The following is a 12,486-nucleotide window of genomic DNA, read 5'->3' as shown; positions in this document are numbered from 1 at the left end:
GGATGCGTATTTCCTAGTGCATTGATTTATAAAATAATGTCGTGTGCATCTTGTTTTGCAGTGCAGCATAAAGATCAAAAAGTTGGGGGGCGAGAATCTTGAAACGAAATATAAGAGGTGCTCTTTCCAATCCTTATTTGCGCAATATTGCTTCATTTTTTGGAAGAATATATATAAATATGGTATTTTATTCAAATCGATGGCAGTATCTTGATGCCCGAAACGACACGCTTCAAGAATTCGTGGGCGAAAAACCCATCATCCTTTGCGTCTGGCACGGTCGGCAATTGATGATGCCCAAATTCTGGCCATCAACCAGGCCGCTTTGGGTTGTCGGCTCGACAAGCCGTGACGGACGACTTGCGCTCGCTACGGCCGAAAGATTCAAGATCAACGTGATACAACGCTCGCGAATGGCCGGCGCTTCGAATGTTGCGCGCAGGATTCTCCGGGTGCTTGCTTCTGGCCATTGCGTCGGCCTTACTCCCGATGGCTCGCGTGGACCGAGAATGAGGGTGAAGACAGGTGTCGTTGAATTGGCGAAGCTATCCGGTTGTCCATTGGTGCCGGCGGCCTATTCCTGCTCGAATGCCATCATACTCTCGAGTTGGGACCGCTTCATGTTGCCGCTCCCCTTGGGACGCGGCGTTTTCATTGTTGGTACCCCCATCGAAGTCGATCGCATGGCTTCTCCTGCGCAGATCGAAGAAGTCCGGTGTGCTCTGGAACATCAAATGAATACACTGACGGATACTGCCGACCGAACGGTCGGACGCTCGGTCATCATGCCCGCCGAAAGACCATGAAACGGCCAAAGGCCCATTCAAAGGAAGTCGCACGAGATGCAGATGTCAACTGGCACCAGGTTGAAAGGGCTCCAAGCCTATGGAGCCATTGCGCAATTGCTATTTGATCCGTTGTCGGCTTCACGTGCCATCACAAGTCGTCATGGCAACTTCACCGAGATATCGTTATCGACAAGAAAGAAACGCGCGCCAATATTTCACGTCGTGGGATCGCAATATGCTGAGCAGATCCTGAAAAACTATGACACCTTTCGGAACGGCGGCATAATAGTCAAAGGCTATAGAAACTCTACCCACAATCACCTCAGGCAGGGCTATTTCAGCGCGAATGGCGCGGAATATGAACACTATATAAAGTTGTTCGGGCCGTTGTTTCGGAAAAAAATCGTCGAAGAAGTCTACCCTGTCATTTCCGAGGTCGTCATGGATCAACTGGATCGATGGCCGACGGATGAAGTCATCAATATTATTCCCCGGATCAACATCCTGATGAAAATTCTGGCATCTCAAGGAATGTTCAGAGATCCGGATATCGTCAAAGGTATCCACGCCGCCAATATGGTGGAACAACACGGCAGGTTGAGCGGAGCTTCGCTCGCCAGTCTGATTGCGGCAAAATATGGCAGGCCACCATTTTCGAAACTGCATCGACAAGCCAAGGCCACCTACGATGCAATCGTCGATTGGGGCAAAACGCGGGACGGTTTCGAAGCCAAGTCGGATGTGCTGTCGACAATAACAAATGCACCGGATGAATTTGGACAATCGGCATCAGCGGACCGTATCGCCGGCTATGGTTGGACCATGCTCGGGGCATCATACGACACGTCCACCTCGATCCTTACATGGCTGCTCGTCCTCATTGCCACCCACCCTGATGTCGCGAGAAAACTTCACGAAGAGGTAAGCGGCTACGATTCCATATCTCCATCCGATATCAGCGTGATAATGAACCTCCCTTTTCTGGACGGAGTCATAAAAGAAGCGCTTCGATTGGTTCCTCCCGCGCCGATCCAGCGTAGAAAAACTCACACCGATACGGAAATCCTGGGTCATGAAATCCCGGTCGGCTCACAGATGCTGATCAGTGCCTGGATGACAAATCGCGACGCCGTTCTGTATCCCGACCCTGACCGTTTTGTTCCGGAGCGCTGGAGCAGCATCTCCCGATCACCATATCAATGGCTGACCTTCAGTGCGGGACCGCGGCGTTGCCTGGGCATCTGGTTCGCTCTCGCCTTTCTCAAAACGATAATCGCGAGCGTCATGGCCCGTTGGCAACCAGAGATTCCGGATGGATCAGCGGTGTCGATGAAGGTCGCGGTTACAGTACGCCCGGGACGCGAACTTCCGGTCATGCTCAAGAGGCTGGACGGGAACTACCGAACGTCCCGGCTTACCGGAAACATCCACAAATACTTGCAGATTGTCGACTAGAGCGGAATCCGTTCTTGCTGCATCTGAGCTGCCACCAATCCCGAAGCCCCTCTTCAGCATGGATTGACAGCGATAGATTCAAGAGATTGAATATATAAAGGAACCCTGATCTGTACCGGAATGTTGCTTCGGATCGACGTTTCGGATGGGGATCAGGTCGGACGGGCGCGGGCAGGGTGTCTATGCCGGAAACACATATGCAGGGACGGCGATATTGAGAAAGCTGATGCAGCCAATGTTGAGCGCAGCACTGGCTGCTCTGGCAATTCTTGTCCCGGCACCGGCATTCGCCGGCGGATACGACACAGGTGAGCAGGATTGGGACTTTCTGTTTCAGGAAAAGGCCATTTCCTTTGAATCTGCCGTTCGCTACATCGCTCCGCAGCGTACGCTCAACAACATCGTCGGCGTGTTCGGGCCAAGCATCGACGCTACTGAGGCCGAAGCGTTTGCCATCCCGCGCTTGAGCATGACGGCCCGGCTGGGAGACACCGCGGCTTGCATGGCAAGTTATCGCGAACCTTGGGGCGGGCATGCCGACTATGGTGCATTTTGGACCTATGCTGCATCGGCCGTCGAGCAGCATTTCTCTTCACAGGACTATGGTCTGACCTGCAGTGCCCGATACCAATTGTCAAAGGGTCAGCTTCATTTCATAGGTGGTGTCTCTTACCAGACGATCGACTATGAACTGACGCGGGCAATCGGGGTTGGTGCAATGGCTCGCACCGCTGTCAGCGACAGCGGGATCGGCTGGCGCGCCGGTGTTGCCTTCGAAATTCCTGAATATGCGCTGAGGGCCAGCCTGATCTACAATTCGGAGATCGACTACCGGATGTCCGGGACGCTTAGCGCCGGGCCGGCGATCATCCCGATCTTCGGCAACATTTCGATGCCGCAATCGATAGAGTTGAAGGTGCGCTCGGGCATTGCGCCGGGCTGGCTCGCTTTCGGTTCGGTCAAATGGACCGACTGGAGTGTCACCGACAATATGTGGCTGTGCCCTGCAGGCGTGCCGGCATGTGGAGCTCCGGCTGCGGTGAGTGCGCTGACACTCCTGTGGAAAGACACGTTCACGGTCACGCTTGGTGTTGCCCACCAGTTCAACGATGCCGTTTCCCTGGCGACCAGCCTGACCTGGGACCAGGGTGCAACACAGGGATTTACCTCCCAGACCGATACATGGGTGGCTGACGCGACCGTCGTCATCATTCCCAATGACAATGTGGAGTTGTCGTTTGGCGCAAATATCGGTGTGATGACCGGCGGCGCGCTCAGCACCATGGTACTGCCCGGTGGAATTCCCAATCCCGTCGGTTTCACGGCGACATTCGGCAATGACGTGCTCTACGGTTTCAGCGCCAAGGCAAAGCTCAGGTTTTGAGTTGATCGCTGTTCTGCGGTGAAGGCGACCGCTTCTTTTGGGGACAATGAAATCGATTTCGTGACATTCGTCGGGACTGGCCGCGAAGCTGACGTTCGTCGAAAGTGATCTGGAAGGACCAATCACGCCCCTGCAACTGCCCGCCATCACCATTTGAAGCCGGAAACCTAGCCGCCCACTTCCGGACCGGTAGAACGCTTTCGGTGGGCCAGGTGGCGGAGGGAGTGGGACCGGGATCGAACGTTCTCTAGAAGCTCGCTGGCCGTCGTTTCGGTCGCTGAGGAACTTTCTGGAAGGCCCGATCAATTCGAATAAGCATTCAACATGAGTATTGCCGCCTCTGTAGCAGGCATGCCCGGTTTCACGCCTGCGCGCCCGGCAGCAATATTATGGGCGGACACAACGCCGTCACGATACGTGCTCATTCCGTCACCGATCCGCGCGCTATCGGTCGAAACAGCTGCACCGGGTACGCCCGTTTCATCGAGAACCTGCAAACCCGAAATGCCGGACTGGTCCTTGCACATGCCGCCGTCGTTGCAGAACACTCCGGCCAGATCAAAGCGGGAGCTGTAGGCTGCGGAAGTTCGGCCGAAGTGGGAGCCGGCACAGACAACCCGTCCGCGATGTTCGGTCGTGATGAAGGTGACCGATCCCATGGCCATGACTATGCCTTCGGGGCCTTCGTAGGCGATGACGCAGGGTTTGTAGACGTCGGGCAGGGTGCGCCAGCGTTCGAGCATTCTCCGCGCGGCTTCCTTGACGGGCATGCCCGGAGCGATCCCCAACAGGTCCGCACGGTCGTTGACCCTGTCGACAATTCCATTGGTATACATGTCGTGCCCATCGGCGATCCGGCACGACATCGTTTCGGCCGTCGCACCGGGGATGCCGTCTGCCTCCAGAGCGAAAAGCCCGTTCTCACCCGCACGTTCCAACCCTGGTCCGGCAGCGTGGCAGATCACACCCTTGGGGTTCACCCGCAACGGCCAGCGAACGGAGAGCATTCCGCAAAACGACGCACCGACAAGAACGTCACCGCTGTTGTTGCGATGGTCCGAGAAGGTGATCGAATCCATGACGATGATCCTCCCGTATTCGTTCTGCAGCACGATTTCCTGCGGGGCAGGTACGCTTTTGGGTTCATCCATTGGCTCGCTCCTTGTCAGTGCATCCGGTCCGGCAGCCACGTTACGATTCCAGGAAAGGCGAAAAGAACGCCGAATATGATCAGGTCGATGACCACGAAAATGGACAGGCTCCTGAACACCTGTTCGAGTCCGCCGCGGCCAACGAGGTTGGCGACGATAAAGGCGTTCACGCCGACCGGCGGAGTGATGAGCCCGAGTTCGATCATCTTCACCGTCAGGATCGCGTACCAGAGGCCATCGAAACCGAGTTCGGTCACGACCACGGGGTAAAAGAGGGGCACGGTAATCAACTGGATCGACACGCCGTCGAGGATCATGCCCAACGGGATGAGCGAGCAGAGCATCAGAAGCACCAGCAGCGACGGGGAAATGTCGAAGCCAAGAACCCAGTCCGCGAAGTCACCCGGTACGCCTGCCGTCACGAGAAAATAGGAGAAGATGCTCGCGCCGATAAGGATGGCAAAGACCATGGACGACAACGATGCGGTACTGGACAGTGCTTCGGCGAGGGCGGGCCAAAATCTCAACTCCCGTTTGAGTGCGCTTAGGACCAGCATGGCGAAGGATGCCATCGCTCCAATTGCCGCAGCCTCTGTCGCGGTTATGACGCCTGAATAAATGCCGCCGATCACGATCGCGAACAGCAGGGCGAGCTTCACGATGCCGCTATATGAACGCGCGGATGAAACCGGTGCGGATTTATCCACCTCGCGGGCGATGGCGGGATCGAAGCCGTAGCCAAACCGTGCAAGTATCAGCACTCCGAGCGCCATTATGACTGCCGATACAATCCCCGGCACGATCCCTGCCAACAGCAGCGCGCCGATGGATTCATTGGAGATGATGCCGAAGAGGACAAGTGCGATGGACGGCGGAATCATCACGCCAAGGGTGCCGGCCGAGGCTACCAGCGCCCCCGCAAAGCCGCCCGAAAAACCGTAACGGCGCATTTCGTCGATCGTAAGCCGTCCGACAGTTGCCGCAGTTGCGACGCTCGAGCCGCAGACCGCCGCAAAGCCAGCACACGTGACGATGGTCGCGACCGCGACGCCGCCGCGCAGAAACCTTAGAGCACGATTGGTCAGTCGGAACAGGTCCTCGGCCACGTTCGCCTGCATCGCAAACATGCCCATCAGGACGAACATCGGCACAACTGTCAGGGTAAAGGATGAAGTTGCCTGGTACGGTAGGCTGGCCATCGTGGCGCCGGCGACCGAGGTCCCGCGTAGCAATACCAGACCGAGTATACCGCTGCCCGCCAGACAGAAAGCCACAGGAACCTCGATCGCAAGTAGAACGACGAGCGAGATCAGCACAATGACAAGGATCAGTTCGGTGCCCATGATGCTCTCAGAAATAGCCTTCGGTGGGGGCAGGGCGGTCGTCGCGTCCGGCTCGTATTGCGACGATAATAGTTGCCATGTCTGCCAAAACCTGCAGGGCCAGCGCCGCGAGGCCGATCGGGATTGCGGCCCGCGCTGGCCAGACCGGTACCTGCAGCAGCCCAAACCGGAACTCGCCTTGGGCATAGGACCGGACCGCTTCGTGCCCGGTAGCCCAAATCATCCACACGAGCAGTCCGAGTAGAAAGCAGCGCCCAAGCAGTCGTACTGGTCCACGGGTGGGGATCGGGAGGGCCCGGGTACACATTGTCACGGCCACGTGTTCCTGTCTGTGGTAGGCAAAGGCCATGCCGAGAAATACGAGCGCCACAATCAACTGCTCGCTGATTTCTTGCGCCCCCGGTATGGATCTGTTGGTCATCGCGCGAGAGGCCACGTCTACAACGGTCAGTCCCATCATCCCGACGACGCATAACGCCGCCACGATGGCAAGGCCGGTCGAAAGTGTTCGGATCAAGCGCAGCATGGGTTCACTTCTGGCTCGCCGAACGGTACCGGCACGTGATGCGCCGGTACCGTTCCGGACGGCTTATTTGCGGTCCGCGCAACGTTTCACGCCGGAAATGTAATCGACTTTCGCCTCGTACTCGGCAAGCTTGGCCTTGTACTCGGTCAGAAACGCCCCGGCATCAGCTCCGCGTGCCTCGGCTGTCTTGATCCAGTCCTTCTCGATGCTGTCGCCGATCGCGGTACGAATCGTCTCGACATCCGCCGCAGGCAGAACGCCAACACTGCCACCCGCATCGATGATGGTCTGGCAGACTTCGTCCTCGGTTTCAGCAAGGTACTCCGCAACCTTGTCCTGGAACTCGTGGCTGACCTCGGTCAACACCGCCTGGATGTCCTCGGGCATGCTCTTCCAAAGATCGAGGTTGATCGGCGTTGCAGCAAAGACGTAGTTGCCGGTCCCTGTCGCGACCGTATGCGGCGCAACTTCCTGCAGCTTGAGTGCGGTGACGACCTCGAAGGCGAATCCGGAATAGCCGTCCAGCGTGTTGCGCAAGAGCGCCTCGTAGATCTCGGGGGCTGCGATGGCCACCGGGTTCGCGCCAATTGCGTCGAGTACCTGATTCACATAGCCCAAACCGCGGATGCGCTTGCCTTTCAGGTCGCCGATACCGGAAATCGGCTCGCGAGTGCCGAGTATGTTTTCCGACAGCGGATTGAAGAAGAGCACATGCACGTTCTTGGACTGCCATTCATCGCGGAATGCAGCGTTGGTCTCGTAGAGGTCCATGAACGTCCGCATCTGCGCTTCCGCGTTGGAGGTCATGAACGGTACGCCGACCACGCTCGACAAGGGCAGTTCTGCCGGGTGATAGGCATTGGCGACATAGCCCATGCTCGCCCGCCCGTCTCCCACTCCACGCAGGATGTCGGTCGCTCCCAGAAGTGAGCCTCCGAAAAAGAACTCGACTTGCACTCGGCCATTCGTCCGCTTCTCTACTTCCTCGGCCCACCATTGCTGCGCCCGGCTCTGCGCCGCTGCGGCTCCAACGTAGCTGGCAAATTGAAGCTCGAATTCCTGCGCCGTCGCGGGTGCGGCCTGCATGGCTGTCAATGTCAGGGCCGCGGTCAGTATTTTCATCGTTTTCATGTCATTTCCTCCCTTTGGTGGTTTGATCCGGAACCCTTGCCGGGACGGGGCCGGTATAGTCGGTGTGGTTCAGCACAAGGTCCCAGATGGTTTGAGATGCCGGTTGGCGTATTTCTTCCAGCACGTGCCCGATCAGGCCGATCGTGCGCGCCACCAGCCCGATCCCTCGCACCGCGCGCCAGTCGAGCCCGATGTCGGAGGCAATGCATCCGACCGCGGCCACCGCATTGAACGTCAGGTGTTTGCCCCGCCGTTCGGTAGCCGCGCGCTGGATGGCGAGCATCAAGCGCGTGTGTGTGTCGGGCAGCCCGTGTTCGGTCTGCATCTGCAAGAGTTTTTCGGATCGCGGATCGATCCGATGATGAGGATGGCCCAGACCGGGGATGCGGCGGCGCTGATCGCCATAGCGCGCGACGATGGCGGCCGCGCGCTCCTCATCCTTTCCCTCGAGATCCTGCGCTTCGACTTGCAGCATGTAGGCGACGTTGCTGGTCGGACCGACAAAGACATCGCCCGCTCCAAGGAGCCCCGCCGCGACAGCGCCCTGGAAACTCTCCGGCGCGCCCATGATCGTCATCCGGGCGGCAATGACGGACGGCATCATTCCATGTTCTGCGATCGCCACGATCATGGCGTTCAGCAGCGCGTTCTGCGCCTCGGTCGGCAGCCGCCCGGTCGCTTCGAGGTAATAGAGTGCCGCCGCGTCGATCTTGCCCATCAACTCTGTCGTCAGATCATGGCCGTGCACGGTGATCGTGTCCTCGGTCATCGTCGCGATGCTACTCTTGATGCGGTCGGGAGCGCGGTTGGTCATGTCGTCTCCTCCGAGGCCGGCCGTGCGTAGTCGAGAAAGTCGTTTCGGATGTCGAAGAGGCGAAGTCTGAGGAGGTCTTCCGAATCCGGCGGCTCGGCAGCGATGATGTCGTCCGCCACGTGCAGCTCCCAGCCGCAGCGATCGCGAATATGCTGGAGCGTTGTGTCGCGATCTTCGCCCGCACACTCGAAATACTGCGTGAGGACTAGTCGTCCGTCCCTCTTTTCAAACACCCCGAGATCCGTGACGAGGGTCGAAACTCTGGCGCCGGGGCTGGTTACGTAGGGTAGAGTCTCGACAAGCCGGTGACGCGACTGCTGCGACACGGCGATGACATCGGCTGCGGTTGAGGTAATGTCGTTCGCCCCACCCGAGCCGAGCAGATAGCGGCCGTCGCCGGAAAGCGTGGAATTGATGTTTCCCGCAGCATCGATCTGGCCGGAGCCGATGATCGCAATGCAGTTGTTGTGCCTTCCTCCGACCTGGAGCCCGAGTATGCTATCGACCCCTGTCATGGACTTGGTGGACGGCAGGTTGCGGTTCGAGAAGATGAAAGGCTCGCCGGGTTTCGGCATGTAACCATAGAGACCGATCTCGGCGACGAGTTCGGCGTCGATTCCTTCTTCGTGCTGCAGACGATGAACTGCGAGCCAGGCAGCAAGGTTTGCGAAGCCGACGCCTGCCTCGACGATCCGGCGGCCATCTTCGCGGACTTTCCGGGCCACCATGCGAGCGGCGGCAATCACCATCATTTCGCGCGCATCATGGCCGGTCGTCGCTGCCAGTCGGTCAAGATCTGCCTGCGTGATGCCATCCGCCCATGCATCGCCACAAGCCCTTCCTCGAAGCAGGTCGAGCCTGTCCGCGCCCAGCTTTTCCAGATAGGCGTTATGGTCTGATACGTCGAAGATCCAGTCGTTGGTCCATTGCCGGAACAACGCCTCGTCGCGGATCGCCTTGCGAATATCGCTGAATGCCCGGGCGTCTTCGACATAGCCCGGTATGTCCATGTCCGTCGGGTTGTAGATGGCGTAGGGATGGCATCCGAATGGCGCCACGGAGACGCTCAGCACCCGGTCGGCGGGTATTTTAACAAGCGATGAATGGCGGCGCAGATCCTCGGCAGGAACGATACGCTCCACTGTCGCGATCACGCCTTTGCGCGCTGCATAGGCGGCGATGTCGCTTTCACCGAAGGGCGGCGACATCAGGATGTTCCCGGCTTCGTCCGCGGCCAATCCATGCATGATCGTGATGTCGGGAACCAACGCTTCCACTGCACCGATTTCCTCGCCGGAACCGAAGGGGTTGGCGATCCGGGTATAGCTAGGGTTGTCCGCCATGGAACTGCCGTGAAGAGACCGGGTCAGCGCAAAAGGAAACCCGTGTGCGCCGGCAGCCAGCCGCTGGCTGAGCACCAGGAGGGAGTTGTTTTCGATCTCGACCGCGCCGCTGTCTATTGCGGCCTGCAGCAACGGATTCGGTGCCGGCGTCGGATAATTCTCGCCGACGAATGACACGATCAGCCTGGATACGATGCCTTCGGTCACCAACGCGGTCTGGTTCGACACGAGGCCTGAACTGATTACGGTCAGCGCTGGTGAAGTGCCCCCAAATACCCTCACCAAAGCGTTGCTGGCTGCCATGGGACGCCCTTCGGAATAGGCGAAGTGCAGCACCATGCCCGGTGCGACATGCGTGCGGATCGCATCATCCAGCGGCACGACCTTGCCACGGGGGCGGTCGGGGGGCGGCTGGAACGCGTCGAGCAGCCACGCGCGGTCCAGATGGCGTAACCGGTTCATGTTGAGGTTCCCTTGCCACCGAGGCCGAAGACTTTCTCGGCTGCTCCATGCATCAGGAGTGCGCGTGCCTCCGGTTTGAGGTCGATCGCGGCCACCTGTTCAAGGCTGTCCTTGTGGCGGACCACGGGAAAGTCCGTGCCCCAGAGAACCTTGCCCTTGCCCCGACTGTTCAGGAACTGGATCAGTGACTTGTCCCAGTATTTTGGCGCATGGGCGCCGCATCCGATGTAAACGTTGGGATGTTTCCATGCCATCGCGATCAGCTCTTCAACCCATGGCCAGCCGGTGTGCGAAGCGACGATCCGCAACTCATCGAAGTACAGGGCAACGTCATCCAGATGGATCGGCCGCGATGTGCGGGAGGGCATCTTTTCAGCCGAATGACCCGATTGGACCACCACCGGAATGTCCAGTTCCACGCATTTCGCATAGATCGGGTAAAGTTCGCGGTCGTTTAGGGCGATGCCCCAGCCGTTGGAATGGATATGGGCGCCCTCGAACCCCCAGTCCCTGACCGCGATTTCCAGTTCCCTTACGGCTTGCATGCCCTTGGCGATGTCGATGCCGAACAATCCGCCGACCCGGCCGCGGGTCTGTTCCATGATTTCGCGAACAGATGCGGCTTCCACGTTCAGGATCGGTGCGCGGCGTTTCCAACTCTGCATCTTGAAGCTGGGCACGAAGGTCTTTTCTATCCCCAGCTCGTCCATCAATGCGACAAAGGCATCAGTGGTGTAGCCCTTGATCCGGTCGTCCATCCGCCACCAATCGACCACCGGCGCCAGTTCCTCGTTCTCGAGGTACATGTTGCGCAGCCCTTCCGGGGTGAAGATATTGGTCCAGTAATCGATAGCCCTTTGTTTCGTCATCGAAGTGTCACTCTCCGTCATCATGAAGTGGTCTTGTCGTCCGGCTGGGCGACCGTCAGTTGGTCACCAAGCGCTTCGATACCTTCGATGAAGGCGGTGAACCCCCCGGTGAGGGAGGCAAGCGACAACGCCTCAATGACCTCGCGGTCCGTCGCGCCCTGATACATCGCCTCGGACCCGTGGGTGCGGACGGATGAGCCGTAGCGGATGACGGCCGAGCAAGCCATAAGGATCAACTCCTTGTATTTTCGCGGGATTTCACTCTCTCTGGCGACACTGTGAACGACATACTCGGTTATGATATCCGCTGCCTTCGGGTCGATCTCGCGGATCACGCCGCGCCAGTCATATTTCCGTTCATGCATGTTCAGCGTCTCCTTCAGCTTTCTGTCGGGCATGCTCCAGCATTCTCCGCGCAGCACTGCGCGCACTGTCGCCTTCGCGGATACCGATTTCGGTTGCGGTCCTGTTGAGCGCGGCAATCCGGCCATCCAGGTAGGTGGATCTTGCGTCCCCCATGCGGGCGGTCTCCACGCTGACGGCGCAGGCGGGCATGTTCCGTTCGTCTAGAAGTGCAAGGCCCTCGATCCCGCTGTCATCGCGTGCGCGACCGGCATCATTTGTAATCACGCCAGCAAGCGGATAGGTCATTTCCTCGACATAGTCCGCCATCGCTCGCGCGGCATGTGATCCCATGCAGAGCACACCACCTGCGATCCGTTCGTCGGCGTATTTGACTGTATCGAGAGCGTAGACCGACCCCAGATCATCGCGATGCACCCTGATCTGCCTCCGCGCCGGTTGGCGCGGTGCAGGATTCCGGTCCAGCAGGAGTTGCGCCGCCTCGCGCACCGGCATGCCAATACGCAAGCCCATCCGTTCAGCCGATCCGTTCAACGCGGACAGCACGCCTTCCTCGTACATGTTCCGGCCGTCCGCGATCCGCGCCGACATGCATTCGACGGCAGCGCCCGGTATCATGTAGGCATCGAGCAGCTTCAGGCCGCTTACCCCGCCACGGTCCTTGCCGATACCGGCGTCATGTATGATCACCCCGCGCGGCCGGACCCAGGCCAGTAATTGGGTCGAGCAGGCCGCACCGTGCGATCCGCAGATCAGCACATCGGTCACATCATTCCGGCCGTCGACATAGCCTACCGAATCCATGGCGAGTATCCGTCCACGCGGCGACGATGCCATTTCGTATTGTGGCCATTCGG

The 12,486-nt window shown here is 58.8% G+C and carries 12 protein-coding genes; 3 read left to right on the top strand and 9 right to left on the bottom strand.

The window, feature by feature from the left end:
* Positions 1-98: 98 nt before the first annotated feature.
* The 3 genes from ACLB6G_RS13305 (at position 99) to ACLB6G_RS13295 (ending at position 3,627) form a co-directional block, all read left to right on the top strand.
* Positions 99-806, top strand: coding sequence for a lysophospholipid acyltransferase family protein (locus ACLB6G_RS13305; protein ID WP_410356663.1), 708 nt, complete (start codon positions 99-101; stop codon positions 804-806).
* A 36-nt stretch (positions 807-842) separates the two neighbouring features.
* Positions 843-2,243 carry a cytochrome P450 gene (locus tag ACLB6G_RS13300; protein ID WP_410356662.1) on the top strand — a complete coding sequence of 467 codons (1,401 nt, stop codon included), beginning with the start codon at positions 843-845 and terminating at the stop codon, positions 2,241-2,243.
* 214 nt (positions 2,244-2,457) lie between these two features.
* Positions 2,458-3,627 (top strand): OmpP1/FadL family transporter, encoded by a 1,170-nt coding sequence (locus tag ACLB6G_RS13295; protein ID WP_410356661.1) that lies wholly within the window; start codon positions 2,458-2,460, stop codon positions 3,625-3,627.
* Positions 3,628-3,929: 302 nt separating this feature from the next.
* On the opposite strand, the gene ACLB6G_RS13290 is transcribed toward ACLB6G_RS13295, so the two are convergent.
* The 9 genes from ACLB6G_RS13290 to ACLB6G_RS13250 form a co-directional block, all read right to left on the bottom strand.
* Positions 3,930-4,778: a hypothetical protein gene (locus ACLB6G_RS13290; protein ID WP_410356660.1), complete on the bottom strand. Its 849-nt coding sequence runs from the start codon at positions 4,776-4,778 to the stop codon at positions 3,930-3,932.
* 14 nt (positions 4,779-4,792) lie between these two features.
* Positions 4,793-6,121: a TRAP transporter large permease gene (locus ACLB6G_RS13285; protein WP_410356659.1), complete on the bottom strand. Its 1,329-nt coding sequence runs from the start codon at positions 6,119-6,121 to the stop codon at positions 4,793-4,795.
* A gap of 7 nt (positions 6,122-6,128) precedes the next feature.
* Entirely contained in the window at positions 6,129-6,647 is a 519-nt protein-coding gene (locus ACLB6G_RS13280; RefSeq protein WP_410356658.1) for a TRAP transporter small permease subunit, read from the bottom strand.
* A 63-nt stretch (positions 6,648-6,710) separates the two neighbouring features.
* Positions 6,711-7,778 (bottom strand): C4-dicarboxylate TRAP transporter substrate-binding protein, encoded by a 1,068-nt coding sequence (locus ACLB6G_RS13275; RefSeq protein WP_410356657.1) that lies wholly within the window; start codon positions 7,776-7,778, stop codon positions 6,711-6,713.
* A 1-nt stretch (position 7,779) separates the two neighbouring features.
* The gene (locus ACLB6G_RS13270) at positions 7,780-8,592 is read right to left on the bottom strand and encodes a citryl-CoA lyase (protein ID WP_410356656.1); all 813 of its coding nucleotides are present in this window, start codon (positions 8,590-8,592) and stop codon (positions 7,780-7,782) included.
* The gene (locus ACLB6G_RS13265) at positions 8,589-10,397 is read right to left on the bottom strand and encodes a CoA-transferase (protein WP_410356655.1); all 1,809 of its coding nucleotides are present in this window, start codon (positions 10,395-10,397) and stop codon (positions 8,589-8,591) included. Before ACLB6G_RS13265 ends, ACLB6G_RS13270 begins: the two co-directional genes overlap by 4 nt.
* Positions 10,394-11,290 (bottom strand): amidohydrolase family protein, encoded by an 897-nt coding sequence (locus ACLB6G_RS13260; protein ID WP_410356654.1) that lies wholly within the window; start codon positions 11,288-11,290, stop codon positions 10,394-10,396. The genes ACLB6G_RS13265 and ACLB6G_RS13260 overlap by 4 nt, the downstream gene beginning before the upstream one ends.
* Entirely contained in the window at positions 11,287-11,664 is a 378-nt protein-coding gene (locus ACLB6G_RS13255) for a carboxymuconolactone decarboxylase family protein (protein WP_410356653.1), read from the bottom strand. Before ACLB6G_RS13255 ends, ACLB6G_RS13260 begins: the two co-directional genes overlap by 4 nt.
* Entirely contained in the window at positions 11,624-12,466 is an 843-nt protein-coding gene (locus ACLB6G_RS13250) for a hypothetical protein (RefSeq protein ID WP_410356652.1), read from the bottom strand. Before ACLB6G_RS13250 ends, ACLB6G_RS13255 begins: the two co-directional genes overlap by 41 nt.
* Positions 12,467-12,486: the final 20 nt, after the last annotated feature.

Origin of the sequence: Zhengella sedimenti (assembly GCF_046506625.1) — a bacterium.
GTDB lineage: Bacteria > Pseudomonadota > Alphaproteobacteria > Rhizobiales > Rhizobiaceae > Zhengella > Zhengella sedimenti.
Note: the sequence above shows the minus strand (reverse complement) of the source record. Positions and strands in the feature narration are given on the sequence as shown.